Below are 20,965 nucleotides of genomic sequence, written 5' to 3'. Positions count from 1 at the left end.
CAGCCGACCCGCAGGTCACGACAGCGCAGCCACCCGGTCCCGGTACGTCCGCACCGCCGAGGCCTCCCGGTACGGCTCCAGCCGGCGCTCGAAGTCCCGTACGTACTCCACCGCGCGCACCGACCGCATCTCCATCGCCTGCTGCGCCGCCTCCGCGCCCAGCGCGCAGGCCTGGTCCAGCTCGCCCAGCCCCAGCCGCGCCGTGGCCAGCACCACCCGGCAGAACAGCCGCGAGCGCGCGTACCCGGGCGCCCGCAGCTGGAGCGAGCGCTCCGCGTGCTGCGCCGAGGCCCGGTACTGCTGCAGGTCCCGGTGGCAGTGCCCGAACTCGTCCGCCAGCTGCCCCTCGTCGTAGGACCGGGCCCAGTGCGGCACGTCGTCGCCCGGCCGGGCCGCACCCAGCGCCCGCTCGGCCCGCACCAGCGAGGCCGTCGCCGCCCTGACCTCGCCCAGCACCGCGTGCGCGCGGGCCTCCGCCGAGTGCAGCAGCGCCTGCACCACCGGCGGCGGGCCCGAGCCGACGCCCTGCTGGGCCACCCGGGCCAGCTGCACCGCCTCCCGGCCGTGCCCGAGGTAGACCGCCTGCCGGCTCATCGTGACCAGCACGTAGGCCCCGTACGGCCGGTCCCCGGCGGCCTGGGCCAGGCGCAGCGCCTGCACGAAGTACCGCTGGGCGAGCCCGTGCGCGGCGATGTCGTACGAGGTCCAGCCCGCGAGCCGGGTCAGGTCGGCGGCGGCCGAGAACAGCCGCCGCCCCGTGGTCTCGCCGTACGTCCCGCGGAGCATCGGCTCCGCCTCGTGCTCCAGGTAGCGCACCAGCGCCTGGCGGGCATGGCCGCCGCCGTAGGCGTGGTCCAGGGTGCGGAACAGCTCGCTCACGGATCTGAGCGCCGCGATGTCACCGCCCGTGACCCGCTGCCCGGGCCCGCGGTCGATCTGCCGCTGCCGGGGCACCGAGGTCCGGCCCGGCATGGGCCGGCCCTGCTCGGGCACGCGCTGGGCGGCCTGCTCCGCCCCCCGGCCGACCCGCTCGTCGGCCCGCCCGATGAGCCAGTCCCGGCTGGGCACCACCAGCCCGGCCGGGGTGAAGGCGATCTTGCGCAGCTCGGCGTGCGAGCCGGAGTCCTTGCGCCAGAGCCCGCTGGCGATGTCCACGGCCTCCTCCGGGGTGGCCGCGAACTCCAGCCCGGCGTACACCGGGGCGCACGCGTCCAGCCCCAGGTCCTGGGCCGACAGCCGCCGCCCGAGGCGCCGGGTGAACACCTCCGCGATCAGCGCCGGGGTCGTTCCGCGCGGCTGCTGCCCGCGCAGCCAGCGGGTCACGGAGGTCTTGTCGTACCGCAGATCGAGACCGTGCTCCAGACCGAGCTGGTCGACGCGGCGGGCGAGCCCGGCGTTGGAGAACCCGGCCTCGGCGATCAGTGCCGCGAGCTGCCGGTTGGGGACACGCTGGGCAGGTCGTTCCGTCATCTGCTCCACGGTTTCCTGACGTGACGGACCGGAGTCCCGGCCCTGTGAACGGCGTGAATGTAGCGGCGAACTCCGCTCACACCGCCCTGTCTGCCCCACATTCATCCGATCGTGTGCAGAACCGGTAGGGCTCTTTACGGACTGACCCCCTCCACCCGCGTACGCTGCGCCCCATGACCCGCCGGCCCACCGGGGAGCGCCGCCCCGGCAGTTTCGAGCGCCTCTACGGCGACGACAGCTGCGCAGAGTCCACGGCCCCGCTCCCCGCGCCCGAGCTGACCGAGGCGGAGTGCCGGCGCTGCGGGACGTACATCGCGGGCCTCGACGGGCGGTACGCGTGCGGCGTGTGCGGCTGGGTCAACGACCACTCCGAGGGGCACCGGAGGCTGCCCCGGGCGGACGAGGACCCGGACCGGCCGATGAAGGGGCGCAGGCGGCCCAGGCAGCTGCCGGAGCCGCCCGCACAGCCGCTTCCGGAGCCCCCGGCGGGGCCGTCGGCGGGGCCGCTTCCGGAGCCCGCGACGGGCGGCTGAAGGGCCGCGCGCGGGTCGCCGTACCCTTGCTTGGTGCGATACGTGCACACAGCAAGTTCGACGGCAGGTTCAATGAGGAGGCGCCGCGGTGGCTGAGCTTGGGTTTGTCCATCTGGGCTTCGGAGCGGAAGCCGTCGAGTACACGGTGGCGTGGGAGGAACAGCGCCGGGTGCACGCGGCGCGCTTCGCGGACGAGGCCGGGGACACCTGCCTGCTGCTGGAGCACCAGCCGGTCTACACGGCCGGCCTGCGCACCGCGGACAGCGAGCGGCCGCTCGACGGGACGCCCGTCGTGGACGTGGACCGCGGCGGCAAGATCACCTGGCACGGGCCGGGCCAGTTGGTCGGCTACCCGATCATGAAGCTGCCCCGCCCGGTGGACGTGGTCGCCCACGTCCGCCGCCTGGAGGAGGCGCTGATCCGCACGGCCGCCGAGTTCGGCCTGGAGACCACCCGCGTCGAGGGGCGCAGCGGGGTCTGGGTGCTCGGCGATCCGGTGGAGGACCGCCCGAAGATCGGGGGGCTCTCCCTCGACCTCGACCCGCGGCTGGTGGACGAGGAGTTCGACCCGCGCCTCAACGGCCCCGAGTACGCCCCGTCCAACGCCGGCCAGCGCCGCGAGGACCGCAAGCTCGCCGCCATAGGCATCCGGGTCGCCAAGGGCGTCACGATGCACGGCTTCGCGATCAACGTGAACCCCGACAACACCTGGTTCGACCGGATCGTCCCCTGCGGCATCCGCGACGCCGGTGTGACCTCGCTCTCGTACGAACTGGGGCGCGAGATCACCATCGCCGAGGTGCTGCCGGTGATCGAACGGCATCTGAGGGACGTACTGGTCCACGCGGAGCTGCGGCCCCGCGAGACCGAGCCGGCCGCGGGCTGACCGCGGGCCGACCACGGACCGTCCGCGGGCTGTCCCTCCGGGGAATGGGCCGGGCCGCTCGCAGGTTGGCCGACGTAAGAACGTACGAATTACGGGCGTACCCTGGTGGGCGCCGAAGAATCGAAGTCACAGGGAGCCGGTCGTGTCCGCAGTCGCACCCGACGGACGCAAGATGCTGCGCCTGGAGGTCCGTAACGCCCAGACGCCCATCGAGCGCAAGCCCGAGTGGATCAAGACCCGGGCGAAGATGGGTCCCGAGTACACCAAGATGCAGGCCCTGGTGAAGGGCGAAGGACTGCACACGGTGTGCCAGGAAGCGGGTTGTCCGAACATTTACGAATGCTGGGAGGACCGCGAGGCCACCTTCCTCATCGGCGGCGACCAGTGCACCCGGCGCTGCGACTTCTGCCAGATCGACACGGGCAAGCCCGAGGCGCTGGACCGGGACGAGCCGCGCCGTGTGGGCGAGTCGGTCGTCACCATGGACCTGAACTACGCCACCATCACGGGCGTCGCGCGCGACGACCTGTCGGACGGCGGCGCCTGGCTCTACGCGGAGACCGTGCGCCAGATCCACCAGCAGACGGCGGAGCGCGCGGCCGGGCAGACCAAGGTCGAGCTGCTCGCCCCGGACTTCAATGCGGTCCCGGAGCTGCTGGAAGAGGTCTTCGCCTCCCGTCCCGAGGTGTTCGCGCACAACATCGAGACGGTGCCGCGGATCTTCAAGCGGATCCGTCCCGGCTTCCGCTACGAGCGTTCGCTGGACGTCATCACCCAGGCGCGGGCGTACGGCCTGGTGACCAAGTCCAACCTGATCCTCGGCATGGGCGAGGAGCGCGAGGAGGTCAGCCAGGCGCTGAAGGACCTCCACGAGGCGGGCTGCGAGCTCATCACCATCACCCAGTACCTGCGGCCCTCGTCGCGGCACCACCCCGTCGAGCGCTGGGTGAAGCCGGCCGAGTTCGTGGAGCTGGCGAAGGAGGCCGAGGACATCGGCTTCTCCGGCGTGATGTCGGGCCCGCTGGTGCGGTCCTCGTACCGCGCGGGCCGGCTGTACCAGCAGGCGATGGAGAAGCGCAGCCGCGTCTGAGGGTCCGCCAGGACTGTGTGAAGTCGCGCACAAATGCTTACCAGTGGGTAACATCGCATCGACGCGGCCCCTAGGCTCTTCAAGGAGAGCCCGGCGGGCCGCGTAAATGTTTCATCACTGTTTGACCAGCCAGTCACGCCCTGGTAACACCAATCAGTGACGATTGCTCCACGCACCGCGCACGCGCCGGTGTACGAGCGGTGCGCAGAACGCTCCGCGCCATGATCCGCACGCCCGATGTGAGCTCCGTGAAAGGGATCGACATCATGCAGGCCGCGCCCGTACGCGCCATTGCCATCCCGACCGTCGGCGACGCCTTCCGGGGCATCGAGTCGCTGCTCATGAGCGGCGCCCGCCGCAACGCCTGGTCGGCGGTGCTCGAAGACCGCCGCAGGGCCAAGGACCGGGTCGAAACCGAGCACGTACTCGAGGCCGCGGCGACCCGGACCGAGAAGGCCACGTAAACTTCGCTGCATGGCGAGGAAGTCAAACGCAGAGACTGCTGCGAACCCCGGGCGACTGAAGCAGATCGCCCTGACGTACAAGATGACGCGCAAGGCCGACCCGAAGGTCGGTCTGATCGTCGCGGGCGTGGGAATCGTCACCTTCGGTGTCTTTCTTGCGATCGGCTTCCTGATCGGCCACCCGGTCTACCTGGGCATTCTGGGCTTCCTGGTGGCGTTCCTCGCGATGGCGATCGTCTTCGGGCGACGGGCCGAGCGGGCTGCCTTCGGGCAGATGGAGGGCCAGCCGGGCGCAGCCGCGGCCGTACTGGACAACGTGGGCAGGGGCTGGAACACCACCCCCGCCGTCGCGATGAGCAAGCAGCAGGACATCGTCCACCGCGCGGTCGGCAAGGCAGGCGTGGTGCTGATCGGTGAGGGCAACCCGAACCGGGTCAAGGCGCTGCTCGCGAACGAGAAGAAGAAGTTGTCCCGGATCATGCCCGACATCCCGGTCCACGACTTCATCGTGGGCACCGGTGAGGGCGAGGTGCCGCTCAAGAAGGTCCGTACGACCCTGCTGAAGCTGCCCCGGGTGCTCTCGGGCCCCCAGATCACCCAGGTCAACGACAAGCTGCGGGCCATGGGCGACTTGCTGAGCAACATGCCGATCCCGAAGGGCCCGATGCCCAAGGGGATGCGCATGCCGCGCGGCGGAAAGATGCGCTGACCAGCTTTTCGTATACAACGACGCGCGGGCGCCCCGAGCCATCGGCTCGGGGCGCCCGCGCGTTCGCGCTGATTCGGGTGCGGGATCCTCAGATCCGGACCTGGACGGCGCGGCCCAGGCGGTCGTGCAGCCCGCGGCCGTCGCGGTCCCAGACCAGGGCCGGGACCACCAGGGCGAGCAGCAGGGTGCGCAGCACCACGCGGCCGACGCCGAGCGGGCCGCCATCCTGTGAGATGACCCGGAGGCCCAGAATCCGCTTCCCGGGGGTAAAGCCCACGGTGGCGATGGTCAGGATGCTCAGGACCACGAAGAGCACCAGGGTCCAGTTGCCCGCACCGGTCCAGTCGCGGCCCGTGATCAGGCCGTATGCGATCAGCTGGCAGGCCAGCCAGTCGATGACCAGGGCCGCGAAGCGGCGCCCGAAGCGGGCCACGGAGCCGGGCCCCTGCTGTGGCAGGCCGAGCTGCTTGCCGGGGTAGCCGAAGTCGACTCCCATTCCTTCGGCGGCCTCGCGGGGGCCGGAGAGCCATGATCCGATTGCTTGCCTCTTGTCCACCCGAACACCGTACCCGTGCTGCTCCGCGAGGTTCCGCCGGGACCCTGGTTAACTTGTGCGAAACAAATGGGTCATGCTTGGGAAACCCCGTCTGCTTATGGTCGGGTCAGCGTGCGGCACCGCACTGACGCACCACTAGCTATAAAGCCCGCCCCTGCCCCGGGGTCGGGAGTAGGAGGAGTTGGATGTTCCAGAACGCCGACGAAGTGAAGCAGTACATCGAGGAGAACGACGTCAAGTTCGTTGACGTCCGCTTCTGCGACCTGCCTGGTGTCATGCAGCACTTCACCATCCCGGGGCGCGCGTTCGACCCGAACGAGGAGCTGGCCTTCGACGGCTCCTCGATCCGCGGCTTCCAGGCGATCCACGAGTCCGACATGGCGCTGCGTGCCGACATCACCACCGCGCGCCTGGACCCGTTCCGCAAGGACAAGACGCTCAACATCAACTTCTTCATCCACGACCCGATCACGGGCGAGGCCTACAGCCGCGACCCGCGCAACATCGCGAAGAAGGCCGAGGCGTACCTCGCCTCCACCGGCATCGCCGACACCGCGTTCTTCGGCCCCGAGGCCGAGTTCTACGTGTTCGACAGCGTGCGCTTCGCGACCTCCGCGAACGAGGGCTTCTACCACATCGACTCCGAGGCCGGCGCCTGGAACACGGGCTCCGAGGAGAACAACCGTGGTTACAAGGTCCGCTACAAGGGTGGTTACTTCCCCGTAGCCCCGGTCGACCACTTCGCCGACCTGCGCGCCGAGATCTCCCTCGAGCTGGACGCCCAGGGCCTCCAGGTCGAGCGCCAGCACCACGAGGTCGGCACCGGTGGCCAGGCCGAGATCAACTACAAGTTCAACACGTTGCTCGCCGCGGCCGACGACCTGATGCTCTTCAAGTACATCGTGAAGAACGTCGCCTGGCGCAACGGCAAGACCGCGACCTTCATGCCGAAGCCGATCTTCGGTGACAACGGCTCGGGCATGCACGTGCACCAGTCGCTGTGGGCCAACGGCGACCCGCTGTTCTACGACGAGGCCGGCTACGCGGGCCTGTCGGACATGGCGCGCTACTACATCGGCGGCATCCTCAAGCACGCCCCGTCGCTGCTGGCGTTCACCAACCCGACGGTGAACTCCTACCACCGCCTGGTCCCGGGCTTCGAGGCGCCGGTCAACATGGTGTACTCGCAGCGCAACCGCTCGGCCGCCATGCGCATCCCGATCACGGGCTCGAACCCGAAGGCCAAGCGCGTCGAGTTCCGCGCCCCGGACCCGTCCTCGAACCCGTACCTGGCGTTCGCGGCCCTCCTGCTGGCCGGCCTCGACGGCATCAAGAACAAGATCGAGCCGATGGAGCCGATCGACAAGGACCTCTACGAGCTCTCCCCGGACGAGCACGCGAGCGTCCCGCAGGTCCCGACCAGCCTCGAGGACGTCCTCAAGGCCCTGGAGGAGGACCACGAGTACCTCCTGGCCGGCGGTGTCTTCACTCCCGACCTGATCGAGACCTGGATCGACTACAAGCGCACGCACGAGATCGCCCCGATCGCCCTGCGCCCGCACCCGCACGAGTTCGAGCTCTACTTCGACCTCTAAAGAGTGCTACGAAGCCCCGCCCTCTCCTCGGAGAAGGCGGGGCTTCGTCGTGTCCGGTCCCCCTCCGGGCCGGAGGGGGACCGTCGGGCAGAGGGGCGCGTCAGGCGGAGGGGCGGGTCAGGGGCATCGCGCCCGTGAGGTCGCGCAGGCAGCGGACCGCCAGTTCCGAGGGGGAGCCGGGGCCCACGGGCGGGGCGTCCGTGGCCGACCAGAGTTCCAGGGCGATGCGGATCGCGTCGGTGGCCGCCGCCGCGAGGAGGCGGATGCCCAGGAGGTCGGCCTCCGGGCCTGCGAGGCGGGATATCACGGGGACCAGGTTCTCCTCGGAGTCCTGGTTGACCCGGTACCAGACGGCGCGCAGCGCCTCGTCGGTCGCGGCGGCGCGCAGCAGCCCGCGGGTGACCTCCAGCCCCTCCTCGATGGCCTGGGGCTCGGTGAGCGAGCGGGTGACCGCGCGCTCCAGGGCCTCGGCGAGCGGGGTGCCGGGGTCCTCCTCGGCGAGCAGGGCGCGCCAGGCGTCGCCGCCGCCCGCGAGCAGCGGGGCCACGGCCTCCTGCTTGTTGCGGAAGTAGCGGTAGAAGGTGCGCAGCGCCACCCCCGCACGGTGGGCGATGTCCTCGGCGGTCGTGCCGTCGGGGCCGTGCTCGGCGAAGAGGTCGCAGGCCGCGCGGGCGATGTCGAGCTGGGTGGCGGCCTTGCGGCGCTCGTTCAGCGACTGGGCTCCGGGGCCGGCCTGAGGAGAGTACGGACGAGGGGATCTCACGGGGGAAGGATACCCTCAGACCGAGTACGGATTGCACGCTTTGACAGGGTGGCAAAACGTGTCATGTCGGGAGTACGCTCAACCTCATGAACCGTTACGAAGGACGTCGCGTCCTCATCACCGGCGGTGGCTCCGGCATCGGCCAGGCCACCGTCCACCGCATCCTTTCCGAGGGCGGCCGCGTCCATGCCGTGGACGTCAACGAAGCCGGTCTCAAGACCACCGCCGAGCAGGCCGCCGCCGACGGCCGCGCGGAGCGCCTCACCACCTCGGTGCTCGACATCTCCGACGAGGCCGCCGTGCGGACCGGCACGGCCGCCGCCGTGGCCGCCCTCGGCGGGCTCGACGTGCTGGTCAACGCCGCGGGCATCCTGCGGTCCTCGCACACCCACGAGACCACGCTGGAATTCTGGAACAAGGTCATCGCGGTGAACCTGACCGGTACCTTCCTGGTCATCCGCGAATCGATCCCGGCGCTGCTGGAGGGCGACCAGCCGGTCGTCGTCAACTTCAGCTCCACCTCGGCGACCTTCGCCCACCCCTACATGTCCGCCTACGCGGCCAGCAAGGGCGGCATCCAGTCCATGACCCACGCGCTGGCCGCCGAATACAGCAAGCAGGGCCTGCGCTTCGTCTCCGTCGCGCCCGGCTCCATCGAGAGCGGCATGACCACCGGCCCCGGCCCCGGCCTGCCCGAGGACACCGACTGGAGCCTGTTCGCCAAGCTCGCCCCGGCCCTCGGCCAGGGCTTCGCCGGCCCGCAGACGGTCGCCGGCGTCGTCGCCATGCTGGGCTCCGAGGACGGTGCGTTCATCACCGGCACGGAGATCCGCATCGACGGCGGCACGCACTACTGAGCAGCAGGGGCCGGGGGCGTCAGCCCCTGAAGCGGTCCCACAGCCGGGGGAAGCGCTCCGCGAGCACGGCTTCGTTCTCGAAGTCCAGCGCAGCGCCCTCCGGCTCCGCCGCCTGGAGGGGGACGCCCAGATCGGGTGCGACCGCCCCGGTGAGCTGCTCGTAGGCCTCGTCGGCCGCGTAGCCCAGCTCCTCGCCGTCCCCGTCGATCTCCTCGTCGAACTCGCCCAGGAGCTCCGCCAGGTGGTCGGGGTCGTGCACCCCGCCCTCGAAGACCTCGCGCCCCTGGCCGATCAGCCAGCACCGGAAGTAGTCGAACGCGTCGTCGCTCGCCCCGTCGAGCAGCACCCACGCGGCGCCCCACAGGTCCCAGGTGTACGCCCGGTTGTACCGCGACTCGAAGTGCCGGGCGAAGTCCAGGACGGAATCCGGATCGAGCTGCGCCAGCCGCTCCACGAGCAGCTCCGCGTGTTCCTCGGGGTCGCCCTCGGCGGCCTCGCGGGTACGGTCGACGATCTCCCAGAACTCCGTCTCGTCCATCACCGCTCCAGCATCACGGGTCCACCCCCTCGCCGCCACCGCGCATGGCCTGAAAGTCCGGTGAGCGCCCCCCGCACGGACGCATGCCGGCCCACGGATACCGGCCCCGCCAATGCCGTGAGGCGGCCCGCCCCCACAGGGACGGACCGCCTCACGGTCGGATCGCTCGCGGCCTACAGGCCGTAGCGCTCCCGGGCTTCCTTGATGGCGGACGCCGGTACCTCGCCGCGGCGGGCGAGCTGGGCCAGCGCGGCCACCACGATCGACTGGGCGTCGACACCGAAGTGGCGGCGGGCGCCCTCACGGGTGTCGGACAGACCGAAGCCGTCCGTACCCAGCGAGGTGTAGTCCTGCTCGACCCACTGGCTGATCTGGTCCGGGACCTGACGCATCCAGTCGGAGACGGCGAGCACCGGGCTGGTGACGCCCTCCAGCGCACGGGTGACGTACGGGGTGCGCATCTCGCCGCGCAGCAGGGCCTCGTCGCACTCCAGCGCGTCGCGGCGCAGCTCGCCCCAGGAGGTGGCGGACCAGACGTCGGCGGCCACGTTCCAGTCGGCGGCGAGCAGCTTCTGGGCGTCGAGGACCCAGTGGATCGCCGTACCGGAGGCCATCAGCTGGATCTTCGGGGCGTCGGCGGCCGGGGCCGCCTCCGTCAGGTCCGCCGCCGTGTTGAAGCGGTAGAGACCCTTGAGGATGCCCTCTTCCACGCCCTCCGGAATGGCAGGCTGGACCTTCGGCTCGTTGTAGACCGTCAGGTAGTAGAAGACGTCTTCCGGCTTCTCGCCGTACATCCGGCGCAGACCGTCCTTGACGATCACCGCGATCTCGTACGCGAAGGCCGGGTCGTAGTTGAGCGACGCCGGGTTCGTGGACGCGATCAGGTGCGAGTGGCCGTCCGCGTGCTGGAGGCCCTCGCCCGTCAGGGTGGTGCGACCGGCGGTGGCGCCGACGATGAAGCCCTTGCCGAGCTGGTCGGCGAGCTGCCACATCTGGTCGGCGGTGCGCTGCCAGCCGAACATCGAGTAGAAGATGTAGAAGGGGATCATCGGCTCGCCGTGCGTCGCGTACGAGGTGCAGGCGGCGATGAAGTCGGCCATGGCGCCGGCCTCGGTGATCCCCTCGTTGAGGATCTGGCCGTCCTTGGCTTCCTTGTAGTACATGAGCTGGTCGCGGTCGACCGGCTCGTACGTCTGGCCCAGCGGCGAGTAGATGCCGGCCGACGGGAAGAGTGACTCCATACCGAAGGTACGGGCCTCGTCGGGGACGATCGGCACCCAGCGCTTGCCGGTCTCCTTGTCCCGCATCAGGTCCTTGACGAGCCGGACGAAGGCCATGGTGGTGGCCATCTCCTGCTTGCCGGAGCCCTTGAGCAGCGGGGCGAAGGAGCGGTCCGCCGGGGCGGGCAGGGCCACGTGCTTGACCTTGCGGGCCGGGGCCGGGCCGCCGAGCGCCGCGCGGCGCTCGTTCAGGTACTGCACCTCGGGGCTGTTGGCGCCCGGGTGGCCGTACGGGACCTGGCCGTCGGCGAAGGCGCTGTCCGGGATCGGGAGGCCAAGGAGGTCACGCATGTCCTTGAACTCGTCGATCGTCAGCTTCTTCATCTGGTGGTTCGCGTTCTTCGACTCGAACCCGGCGCCCAGCGTGTAGCCCTTGACGGTCTGCGCGAGGATGACCGTCGGCGCACCCTTGTGCTCCAGGGCGGCCTTGTACGCGGCGTAGACCTTGCGGGGCTCGTGGCCGCCGCGGGAGGTGTGGAAGCACTCGGCGATCTTCGCGTCGGAGAGCACACCGGCCAGCTGCACGAGCTCGGCGTTGGCGCCGAAGAAGTGCTGGCGGATGTAGGCCACGTCGCGGGTCGCGTACGTCTGGAACTGCGCGTCGGGTACCTCGCGCAGGCGGCGTACCAGGGCGCCCGTGGTGTCGAGCTGGAACAGCTCGTCCCAGGCGGAGCCCCACAGCGACTTGATGACGTTCCAGCCGGCGCCGCGGAACTGGGCTTCCAGCTCCTGCACCACGCGGAAGTTGGCACGGACCGGACCGTCGAGGCGCTGCAGGTTGCAGTTGATGACGAAGGTCAGGTTGTCGAGCTGCTCACGGGAGGCGAGGGCCAGGGCGGCGGTCGACTCGGGCTCGTCCATCTCGCCGTCGCCCAGGAAGGCCCAGACGTGCGAGTTGGCGGTGTCCTTGATGCTCCGGTTGTGCAGGTAGCGGTTGAACCGCGCCTGGTAGATCGCCGAGAGCGGGCCGAGGCCCATGGAGACCGTCGGGAACTCCCACAGCCACGGCAGGCGCCGCGGGTGCGGGTAGGACGGCAGGCCCTGGCCGCCGGACTCCTGGCGGAAGTGGTCGAGCTGCTGCTCGGAGACGCGTCCGTCGAGGAACGCGCGGGCGTAGATGCCGGGGGAGGCGTGGCCCTGGATGTAGAGCTGGTCGCCCGATCCGTCGGCCTCCTTCCCGCGGAAGAAGTGCTGGAAGCCGGTCTCGTACAGCCACGCGGCCGAGGCGAAGGTGGCGATGTGGCCGCCGACGCCGTACTTGGAGCCGCGGGTCACCATGGCGGCCGCGTTCCAGCGGTTCCATGCGGTGATCCTGGCTTCCATCGCCTCGTCACCGGGGAACTCCGGCTCGGCGGCGGTGGGGATGGTGTTGACGTAGTCCGTCTCGAGCAGCTTCGGCAGCGCGAGGCCGGCGGCCTCGGCGTGCTGGAGGGTGCGACGGAGCAGGTATTCGGCGCGGCGCGTACCGGCGGCCTTGGCGACTGCGTCGAGGGAGGCCGCCCATTCGGCGGTCTCCTCGGTGTCGCGGTCCGGGAGCTGGTCGAGCTCGCTCGGAAGCTTTCCTACGGGGTCGGACATCGGTGTGCGCCGCCTTCCGGACAAAGGAGAGGTGGTGAAGAAATCCCTGACGGGCAGGACAGGGTCGTTGGACCCGGGTGGGGTCCGCGATGACTGTAAGGCGCTGATCGATGATCGATCAAATGAAAGTGGCGAAGAAGTGTCCATATGACAAAAGTCGGCACCGGGTGCCATGAAACAAGGCACCCGGTGCCGGGCAAAACGGTACGAACTGGCCGGTAAATAGGGGGGTGCTGGCACTAGGGGAGTCGCCAGGGGGGTCTGTCGGAGGGCCGGGCAGGGGCGAAATCAAGCCCGGGGCGCGCACCCGAGGACATGCCGCTTCACGAGCAGGCCGATGTCCGGATCCTGGTTCCGGAACGCCTCCACGAGGGCTTCGTGCTCCTCTGCGTAGGACTTCTGGACCGTGCCCAGCCACCGGATGGACAGGGCCGTGAAGACCTCGATCCCCAGGGACTCCCAGGTGTGCAGCAGCACGCTGTTCCCGGCCGCCCGGACCATTTCCCGGTGGAAGCCCACGGTGTGCCGCACCTGCGCCGTGCCGTCCGCGCTGCGGTCGGCGTCCCACAGGGCCGCGACGTGCGGCTCCAGGGCCGTGCAGTCGGCCGCCAGCCGGGGCGCGGCCAGCTCGGCCGCAATCTGCTCCAGGCCCGCCCGGACCGGATAGATCTCCTCCAGGTCCGCAGCCGACAGGTTCCGTACGCGCACGCCCTTGTTCGGCGCCGACTCGATCAGCCGCAGCGTCTCCAGCTCGCGCAGGGCCTCGCGCACGGGCGTCTGGCTGACCTCCAGCTCCACGGCGATCCGGCGCTCCACGATCCGCTCGCCGGGCTTCCAGCGCCCGCTGACGATCCCCTCCACGATGTGCTCGCGGATCTGCTCGCGCAGCGAGTGCACGACGGGTGGGGTGATCATCGGGGCTTCATCTCCTGATGGGTGTGCAGGGGCATGCGGTGCCTGATGCGTAGACAATACGGCGGAGCCGCCCGTCGCGATGCGTTCCTGGTCAGGGGCGCAGGGTGAGGCTGGTTACAGGCGGCCCGCGAAGGGCCCGCGAAGGGGCCGCGAAGGGCCCGCAGGAGCCCGCCCGGGTACGACGACGGCGCCCCCGCCCGGGACGTGAATCCTGGGCGGGGGCGCCGTGCACGACAGCTGCTGTCGCGGGGAGCCTTACAGGCCGAGCTCGACCTCGAACTCGCCGGCCTCGAGGATCGCCTTGACGGCCGAGAGGTACCGGGCCGCGTCCGCGCCGTCCACCAGGCGGTGGTCGTAGGACAGGGTCAGGTACGTCATGTCGCGGACGCCGATGACGGTGCCCTCGGCGGTCTCGATGACCACCGGGCGCTTCACCGTGGCACCGATGCCCAGGATGGCGGCCTGGTTCGGGGGCACGATGACCGTGTCGAACAGCGCACCGCGCGAGCCGGTGTTGCTGATGGTGAAGGTCGCGCCCGACAGCTCGTCCGGCGTGATCTTGTTGCCGCGGACCTTGCCGGCCAGATCGGCGGTGGCCTTGGAGATGCCCGCCAGGTTGAGGTCGCCCGCACCCTTGATGACCGGGGTCATCAGGCCCTTCTCGGAGTCCACGGCGATGCCGATGTTCTCCGAGTCGAAGTAGGTGATGGTGCCCTCGGCGTCGTTGATCCGGGCGTTGACGACCGCGTGGGCCTTCAGCGCCTGGGCAGCGGCCTTGACGAAGAACGGCATCGGCGAGAGCTTGACGCCCTCGCGGGCCAGGAAGGAGGCCTTGGCCTTCTCGCGCAGCTTCATGATCTTGGTGATGTCCACCTCGACCACGGAGCTGAGCTGAGCCTGCGAGTGCAGGGCCTTCATCATGTTGTCGCCGATGACCTTGCGCATGCGGGTCATCTTGACGGTCTGACCGCGCAGCTCGGACACAGCGGCGGCCGGAGCCTTGGCGGCGGGAGCGGCAGCGGCCGGAGCCGGAGCGGCAGCGGCGGCCTTGGCGGCCTCGGCGGCGGCCAGGACGTCCTGCTTGCGGATGCGGCCACCGACACCGGTGCCGGAAACCGCGGACAGGTTGACGCCGGACTCCGAGGCGAGCTTGCGCACCAGCGGGGTCACGTACGCGCCCTCGTCACCGGCGGAAACCGGTGCGGCGGGGGCGGCCGGGGCCACGGGGGCGACCGGAGCCGGAGCGGCCACGGGAGCCGGAGCGGCGACCGGGGCGGCAACCGCGGGGGCGGCCACGACCGGAGCCGGGGCAGCGACCGGGGCCGGGGCGGCGACCGGGGCGGGAGCCGCGACCGGAGCCGGAGCGGCGGCGACCGGGGCGGCCGCGGGGGCCGCACCTGCCACGCCGATGACGGCCAGACGCGCGCCGACCTCGGCGTTCTCGTCCTCGGCGACCAGGATCTCCAGCAGGACGCCGGCGACCGGGGCGGGGATCTCGGTGTCGACCTTGTCGGTCGAGACCTCGAGCAGCGGCTCGTCGGCCTCGACGGACTCGCCGACCTGCTTCAGCCAGCGGGTGACGGTGCCCTCGGTGACGGACTCGCCCAGGGCGGGGAGTACGACATCAGTGCCGGCGGCAGCCGGAGCGGCGGCGGCCGGAGCCGGAGCCGCGGGGGCCTCGGCGACCGGAGCCGGCGCGGCCGGAACCTCGGCGACGACCGTCTCGGCGACGGCGGCGGCCGGGGCGGCAGCCGCGACCGGCGCGCCCGAGCCGTCGTCGATGATGGCCAGCTCGGCGCCGACCTCGACGGTCTCGTCCTCGGCGACCTTGATGGAGGCCAGGATGCCCGACACGGGGGACGGGATCTCGGTGTCGACCTTGTCGGTCGAGACCTCGAGCAGCGGCTCGTCGGCCTCGACGCGCTCGCCCTCGGCCTTCAGCCAGCGGGTGACAGTGCCCTCAGTAACGCTCTCTCCGAGCGCCGGAAGGGTTACGGAAACCGACATGGTTTCAGTTGCTCCTAACGAATGTGCGGAAGTGGTCGTCGCGCCCGTGACGATTAGTCGTGGTTGTGCAGCGGCTTGCCGGCCAGCGCGAGGTGCGCCTCACCGAGGGCCTCGTTCTGGGTCGGGTGCGCGTGGATCAGCTGCGCGACCTCGGCCGGCAGGGCTTCCCAGTTGTAGATCAGCTGGGCTTCGCCGACCTGCTCGCCCATGCGGTCGCCCACCATGTGGATGCCGACCACCGCGCCATCCTTGACCTGGACGAGCTTGATCTCGCCCGCGGTCTTCAGGATCTTGCTCTTGCCGTTGCCCGCGAGGTTGAACTTCGCGGCGATGACCTTGTCCGCACCGTAGATCTCCTTGGCCTTGGCCTCGGTGATGCCGACGGAAGCGACCTCGGGGTGGCAGTACGTGACGCGCGGGACACCGTCGTAGTCGATCGGGACGGTCTTGAGACCGGCCAGACGCTCCGCGACCAGGATGCCCTCGGCGAAACCGACGTGCGCGAGCTGGAGGGTCGGGACGAGGTCGCCGACCGCCGAGATGGTCGCCACGTTGGTCTGCATGTACTCGTCGACCAGGACGTAGCCGCGGTCCATCGCGACGCCCTGCTCCTCGTAGCCCAGACCCTGCGAGACCGGGCCGCGGCCGATGGCGACCAGCAGCACCTCGGCTTCGAAGGTCTTGCCGTCGGCGAGGGTGACCCGGACACCGTTCTCGGTGTACTCGGCCTTGTCGAAGAAGGTGCCGAGGTTGAACTTGATGCCGCGCTTGCGGAACGCGCGCTCAAGAAGCTTGGAGCTGTTCTCGTCCTCGACCGGCACGAGGTGCTTGAGACCCTCGATGACGGTGACCTCGGAACCGAAGGACTTCCACGCCGAGGCGAACTCGACGCCGATGACGCCGCCGCCCAGGATGATCGCGGACTCGGGCACGCGGTCCAGGACCAGCGCGTGGTCCGAGGAGAGGATCCGGTTGCCGTCGATGTTCAGGCCCGGCAGCGACTTCGGCACGGAGCCGGTCGCCAGCAGGACGTGGCGGCCCTGGATGCGCTGGCCGTTCACGTCGACGGACGTCGGCGAGGAGAGGCGGCCCTCACCCTCGATGTACGTCACCTTGCGAGAGGCGACCAGACCCTGCAGGCCCTTGTACAGGCCCGAGATGACCTCGTCCTTGTACTTGTTGACACCCGCGATGTCGATGCCCTCGAAGGTGGTCTTCACACCGAACTGGGCGGCCTCGCGAGCCGAGTCGGCGACCTCGCCCGCGTGCAGCAGAGCCTTCGTGGGGATGCAGCCGTTGTGCAGGCAGGTGCCGCCGAGCTTGTTCTTCTCGATCAGGGCAACGTCCAGACCCAGCTGGGATGCGCGCAGCGCTGCGGCGTAACCGCCACTGCCACCGCCGAGGATCACTAGGTCGAAAACGGTGCTGGCGTCGTTCGCCACGTCACGTCCTCCATGCATGTGCGCCGAGCACCGGTCCTCTGTGACCGGGCGGCGGCTGGTATACGGCCGCTTGTTTCTTCGGCCCTGTGGTGGGGGCCCTGTCCTGCCGAGAACCCATCTTCGCATTTGTCGGGGGAACGCGGGACGGCGGGCCCGCCCTGTGGACGGTCGATCTGTCCGAACCGGGGGTTACCACAGCGTAGAAACCTACGGATTTCGTTGAGAGTGAACAGGCCCCGGCCCCGATCGGGAAATCCGACCGGGTCCGGGGCCCGCACAGTGACCGGAGGCTTGCCGCCCGGTGGGTGGCGGTTACCGGCCGGTGGGCGTCAGCCCAGGTCGCCGGTGGCGGTGCGCTCGGCCAGCCGCACCAGGGTGCGCACGGCCGAGCCGGTGCCGCCCTTGGGGGTGTAGCCGTACGGGGCGCCCTCGTGGAAGGCGGGACCCGCGATGTCGAGGTGGGCCCAGGTGATGCCCTCGCCGACGAACTCCTGGAGGAAGAGACCGGCGACCAGGCCGCCGCCCATCCGGACACCCATGTTGGCGATGTCGGCGGTGGGGGAGTCCATGGTCTTGCGCAGGTCCGCCGGGAGCGGCATCGGCCAGGAGGCCTCGCCGACCTCTTCGGCGATCTCGTGGATCGAGGTGCGGAAGGCGTCGTCGTTGGCCATGATCCCGAAGGTGCGGTCACCCAGGGCCAGCACCATGGCGCCGGTCAGGGTCGCCACGTCGATGATCGCGTCCGGGTTGTCCTCGGAGGCCTTGGCCAGCGCGTCACCGAGGACCAGGCGGCCCTCGGCGTCGGTGTTGAGGACCTCGACGGTCTTGCCGGTGTACATGCGCAGCACGTCGCCGGGCTTGGTGGCGGAGCCGGACGGCATGTTCTCGGCGAGCGCGAGCCAGCCGGTGACGTTGACCTGGAGGCCGAGCTTGGCGGCCGCGACGACGGCGGCGAAGACGGCGGCTGCGCCGGCCATGTCGCACTTCATCGTCTCGTTGTGGCCGGCCGGCTTCAGGGAGATGCCGCCGGAGTCGTAGGTGATGCCCTTGCCGACGAAGGCGAGGGTCTTCTCCGCCTTGGCGTGGGTGTAGGTGAGCTTCACCAGGCGCGGCGGGTTCTCGGAGCCCTTGCCGACGCCCATGATGCCGCCGTAGCCGCCCTTGAGCAGCGCCTTCTCGTCCAGGACCTGGACCTTGATGCCGTTCTCCTTGGCGGTCGCGGAGGCGACCGCGGCGAAGGCCTCGGGGGTCAGATCGTTCGGGGGGGTGTTGACCAGGTCACGGGAGATGTTGACCTCGGTCGCGACGATCGTGGCGCGCTCGGCGGCGGCCTTGTGCTCCTTGTCGCGCGGCTTGGCGCCGAGCAGGGCCACCTCGGCGAGCGGCTGCTTCGGGCCGCCGTTCTTGGCGCCCGCGGCCTTCTTCTCGCCGCCCTGGTAGGCGGTGAAGGCGTACGCGCCCAGCAGCGCGCCCTCGGCCACGGCCGTGACGGCGGAGGCGTCGTCGAGGGGGAGGGCGAAGGCGGCCTTCTTGGAGCCGTGCAGGGCGCGGGCGGCGGAGCCGGCGGCGCGGCGCAGCACTTCCTCGTCGTACGACTCGTCCGTCTCGGGGACGGGGCCCAGACCGACCGCCAGCACGACCGGGACCTTGAGGCCGTCGGGAGCCGGCAGCTTGGTGATCTCCCCTTCGGTGCCCGAGGCACCGAGCGCGTCGAGCACGGCGGCGAGCTTACCGTCGTAGGCCTTGTCCACGGCCTCGGCGCCCGCGGCGACGACGAGGCCCTTGGGGCCCTTCGCTACGCCGACGACGAGGGCGTCGGCACGCAGCGTCGCCGGTCCGGCAGTGCTGAGAGTCAGAGCAGTCACGGTGGTGAAGTCTCGCTTCCGTTTTGGAGGTGTGGGCCGAGTGGGTGGACGGCCATCCGTAGCGATCGTATTCGGGCCCGACGGCCGCCGGAAATGAGCCTACGCGTACGCACTCGTCCGCACGCCACTCGAAGGTTTGGCAAGTTGTTCGATCAAGAGGCTCTCAGGTTCACCCATCTGTGGCCTCTGTTCCAGGTTTGCCCCTTAGACCTGACGAGGTCCGAAAGACTCGGGCCACTCTCGCAAGGGGACGCGGGGTTCCTTTGCATCATTTCCACAGAGCATCCCCGGCCCGGCCGACAGCCACGGGCCGTGGTCGAGGATGCCTGCGGGGGGAAAGGCCGACATGGTCAAGAAGAACCGGACGAACAAGCTCGCCGCCGTTTGCTTCGCGGCTGCGATAGCGTCCGTGGCCGTACCCGGAGTCGCGGCTCAGGCCGCCGTGACTCCGCGCATCGACCTGAAGGTGCTCGTCCTCGACGACGGCGGCAGCTCGGTCCAGGCGATTACGGCGGAACTGCGTGACACCGGTGTTCCTTACACCCGGGTGGACCTGAGCAGCGGAAGCCGCCCGGTCGTGAACGCGGCGTTCCTCGCCGACACGGTCGACGGCCGGCCGCGCGCCAAGTTCCAGGGCGTGGTGCTCCCGAACGAGAACCCGTTCGGCGCCGGCTCGGCCGAGATGGCCGCACTCACCGCGTACGAGACCACGTACGCGATCCGCCAGGTGGACGCCTACACCTGGGCGCACCCGGAGGTCGGTCTGGAGTACACCGACAACGGCGGCTACGGCGGCACCCTCGACGGCACCCAGGCCGCCGTCACCGCCGCCGGCAAGACGGGCCCCTTCGGCTACCTGGGCGGGACGGTCCCCTTCGAGGACAACTCGCCGCTGGTGCTGGAGAGCTACGGGTTCATGGCCAAGCCGCGGGCCGGCTACACCAGCCTCATCGACGCCCCCGTCCCCGGCGGCTCCGGCCGGGCCTCGCTCGTCGGCGAGTACACCCACGACGGGCGCAGCGAACTGGTCGTCACCTTCGGCTACAACCAGTACCAGCAGCAGTTCCGGCTGCTGGCGCGAGGCATCGTCGAGTGGGTCACCCAGGGCGTGCACCTGGGCCAGGAGCGCAACTACTTCGCGGTCCACGTCGACGACGTCTTCGCCCCGGACGCCCGCTGGAGCAAGGACCTCAACTGCACCCCCGGCGACTACGCCTGCGCGGGCGGCGAGGGCCAGGAGTCCACGATCCGGATGACGGCCACCGACGCCCAGTACCTGGCGCAGTGGCAGACGCAGAAGAACTTCAAGCTCGACCTGCTCTTCAACGCGGGCGCGGGCGAGGAGTGGAAGGCGGAGAACGGCAACACCGACGCCCTCACGGCCCAGTTGATCGCCGACAAGGCGAAGTACCGGTGGATGAACCACACCTACACCCACTTGTTCCTCGGCTGCACCCAGGACACCACCACCATCCCGTGGACCTGCACGAAGAACGCCGCGGGCGCGATCAACTGGATGAGCCGCGCCGACATCTCGGCGCAGATCCGCGACAACAACAACTGGGCCGCGTCCAAGGGCATCACCACCGACCGCACCGAACTGGTCACCGGTGAGCACTCCGGCCTCAAGACCCTTCCGCAGCAGCCCCAGGACAACCCCAATCTGGCCGGCGCGCTCGCCGACAACGGCGTGAAGTGGGCGGGCAGCGACAACTCCCGCGAGCCCGCGCAGAGGGCCGTCGGAGCAGCGCTGACCGTCCCCCGGTACCCGATGAACGTGTACTACAACACGGGCACCAACTCGGAGATGGCCGACGAGTACAACTGGATCTACACCAGCCGGGCCGACGGCGGCAGCGGCATCTGCGAGGACAACCCCGGCACCTCCACCTGCCTGCCGGCCCCGCTCGACGCAGGCACCGGCTACCTGAACTACATCGTTCCGGCCGAGGCCACCACCGCCCTGCGCCACGTCCTGAACAACGACCCGCGCCCGCACTACGTGCACCAGAGCAACCTCGCCGAGGACCGCACCCTCTACCCGGTGCTCAACCAGGTCCTCGACACCTACCGCACGCTCTACGCGCCCAGCGCGCCGATCGTCAACCAGAGCATGAAGGACACCGGCGTGGAGCTCCAGCGCCGTGCGGCCTGGGACGCCGCGATCGCGAACAACCAGGTCACCGCCTACCGCATCGGCAAGGACATCACCGTCAAGGCGCCCGCCGGAGTCGTCGCCCCGGTCACCGCGCCCACCGGCACCAAGAAGCAGCTGGTGCTGGGCACCGCCGACTTCGGCACCGCGTACGCCGGCACCCGCTCGACCTGGACGGCTCCCGAGCTGCTCCAGAGCGCCGTCACGCTGCACCTGCCCTAATGCTGCACCTGCCCTAGCGATGTACCTGCCACAACGACGT

General features: G+C 70.2%; 17 protein-coding genes. 8 read left to right on the top strand and 9 right to left on the bottom strand.

Annotated features, from left to right (window positions below; genetic code table 11):
* Window positions 1-15: 15 nt before the first annotated feature.
* Window positions 16-1,470 (bottom strand): NsdA family TPR-like regulatory protein, encoded by a 1,455-nt coding sequence (locus AC3IYJ_RS11940; protein WP_489401280.1) that lies wholly within the window; start codon window positions 1,468-1,470, stop codon window positions 16-18.
* A gap of 173 nt (window positions 1,471-1,643) precedes the next feature.
* On the opposite strand from AC3IYJ_RS11940, the gene AC3IYJ_RS11935 reads away from it, so the two are divergent.
* From AC3IYJ_RS11935 to AC3IYJ_RS11915, 5 genes are all read left to right on the top strand, one after another.
* Window positions 1,644-2,003, top strand: a complete 360-nt coding sequence (locus tag AC3IYJ_RS11935) for a hypothetical protein (protein ID WP_489401279.1) — start codon at window positions 1,644-1,646, stop codon at window positions 2,001-2,003.
* An 88-nt stretch (window positions 2,004-2,091) separates the two neighbouring features.
* Window positions 2,092-2,889 carry a lipoyl(octanoyl) transferase LipB gene (gene lipB / locus AC3IYJ_RS11930; protein ID WP_489401278.1) on the top strand — a complete coding sequence of 266 codons (798 nt, stop codon included), beginning with the start codon at window positions 2,092-2,094 and terminating at the stop codon, window positions 2,887-2,889.
* A gap of 142 nt (window positions 2,890-3,031) precedes the next feature.
* Window positions 3,032-3,979, top strand: coding sequence for a lipoyl synthase (gene lipA / locus AC3IYJ_RS11925; RefSeq protein ID WP_489401277.1), 948 nt, complete (start codon window positions 3,032-3,034; stop codon window positions 3,977-3,979).
* Between the two features lie 266 nt (window positions 3,980-4,245).
* Window positions 4,246-4,443 (top strand): SCO2195 family GlnR-regulated protein, encoded by a 198-nt coding sequence (locus AC3IYJ_RS11920; protein ID WP_489402786.1) that lies wholly within the window; start codon window positions 4,246-4,248, stop codon window positions 4,441-4,443.
* A gap of 10 nt (window positions 4,444-4,453) precedes the next feature.
* Complete coding sequence (locus AC3IYJ_RS11915; RefSeq protein WP_489401276.1) at window positions 4,454-5,152, top strand: DUF4191 domain-containing protein; 699 nt, start codon at window positions 4,454-4,456, stop codon at window positions 5,150-5,152.
* An 88-nt stretch (window positions 5,153-5,240) separates the two neighbouring features.
* Here the strand turns inward: AC3IYJ_RS11915 and AC3IYJ_RS11910 are convergent, their stop codons facing one another.
* Window positions 5,241-5,708, bottom strand: coding sequence for an RDD family protein (locus tag AC3IYJ_RS11910; protein WP_489401275.1), 468 nt, complete (start codon window positions 5,706-5,708; stop codon window positions 5,241-5,243).
* Window positions 5,709-5,893: 185 nt separating this feature from the next.
* Between AC3IYJ_RS11910 and glnA the strand changes: the two genes are divergently transcribed.
* A complete protein-coding gene (glnA, locus tag AC3IYJ_RS11905) occupies window positions 5,894-7,303 on the top strand; it encodes a type I glutamate--ammonia ligase (RefSeq protein WP_489401274.1) in 1,410 nt (469 codons plus the stop codon).
* Between the two features lie 100 nt (window positions 7,304-7,403).
* On the opposite strand, the gene AC3IYJ_RS11900 is transcribed toward glnA, so the two are convergent.
* Entirely contained in the window at window positions 7,404-8,066 is a 663-nt protein-coding gene (locus tag AC3IYJ_RS11900; RefSeq protein WP_489401273.1) for a TetR family transcriptional regulator, read from the bottom strand.
* A gap of 86 nt (window positions 8,067-8,152) precedes the next feature.
* Here AC3IYJ_RS11900 and AC3IYJ_RS11895 point away from each other — a divergent pair, with 86 nt between their 5' ends.
* Window positions 8,153-8,923 (top strand): SDR family NAD(P)-dependent oxidoreductase, encoded by a 771-nt coding sequence (locus AC3IYJ_RS11895; protein WP_489401272.1) that lies wholly within the window; start codon window positions 8,153-8,155, stop codon window positions 8,921-8,923.
* Between the two features lie 19 nt (window positions 8,924-8,942).
* Here AC3IYJ_RS11895 and AC3IYJ_RS11890 read toward each other — a convergent pair whose 3' ends face one another.
* The 6 genes from AC3IYJ_RS11890 to AC3IYJ_RS11865 form a co-directional block, all read right to left on the bottom strand.
* Complete coding sequence (locus AC3IYJ_RS11890; protein WP_489401271.1) at window positions 8,943-9,461, bottom strand: DUF4240 domain-containing protein; 519 nt, start codon at window positions 9,459-9,461, stop codon at window positions 8,943-8,945.
* Between the two features lie 173 nt (window positions 9,462-9,634).
* A complete protein-coding gene (gene aceE / locus AC3IYJ_RS11885; RefSeq protein ID WP_489401270.1) occupies window positions 9,635-12,319 on the bottom strand; it encodes a pyruvate dehydrogenase (acetyl-transferring), homodimeric type in 2,685 nt (894 codons plus the stop codon).
* A 288-nt stretch (window positions 12,320-12,607) separates the two neighbouring features.
* The gene (locus AC3IYJ_RS11880) at window positions 12,608-13,231 is read right to left on the bottom strand and encodes a GntR family transcriptional regulator (protein ID WP_330300873.1); all 624 of its coding nucleotides are present in this window, start codon (window positions 13,229-13,231) and stop codon (window positions 12,608-12,610) included.
* Window positions 13,232-13,489: 258 nt separating this feature from the next.
* Window positions 13,490-15,241: a 2-oxoglutarate dehydrogenase, E2 component, dihydrolipoamide succinyltransferase gene (gene sucB / locus AC3IYJ_RS11875; RefSeq protein ID WP_489401269.1), complete on the bottom strand. Its 1,752-nt coding sequence runs from the start codon at window positions 15,239-15,241 to the stop codon at window positions 13,490-13,492.
* Between the two features lie 53 nt (window positions 15,242-15,294).
* Window positions 15,295-16,683, bottom strand: a complete 1,389-nt coding sequence (gene lpdA / locus AC3IYJ_RS11870) for a dihydrolipoyl dehydrogenase (RefSeq protein WP_330296069.1) — start codon at window positions 16,681-16,683, stop codon at window positions 15,295-15,297.
* Window positions 16,684-17,012: 329 nt separating this feature from the next.
* The gene (locus tag AC3IYJ_RS11865) at window positions 17,013-18,548 is read right to left on the bottom strand and encodes a leucyl aminopeptidase (protein WP_489401268.1); all 1,536 of its coding nucleotides are present in this window, start codon (window positions 18,546-18,548) and stop codon (window positions 17,013-17,015) included.
* Between the two features lie 346 nt (window positions 18,549-18,894).
* Between AC3IYJ_RS11865 and AC3IYJ_RS11860 the strand changes: the two genes are divergently transcribed.
* Window positions 18,895-20,925: a hypothetical protein gene (locus AC3IYJ_RS11860; protein WP_489401267.1), complete on the top strand. Its 2,031-nt coding sequence runs from the start codon at window positions 18,895-18,897 to the stop codon at window positions 20,923-20,925.
* Window positions 20,926-20,965 lie beyond the last annotated feature (40 nt).

The organism is Streptomyces sp. GL_140 (genome assembly GCF_057834465.1).
The sequence above is the reverse complement of the archived record's forward strand: the minus strand, read 5'-3'. Positions and strand labels throughout refer to the sequence as shown.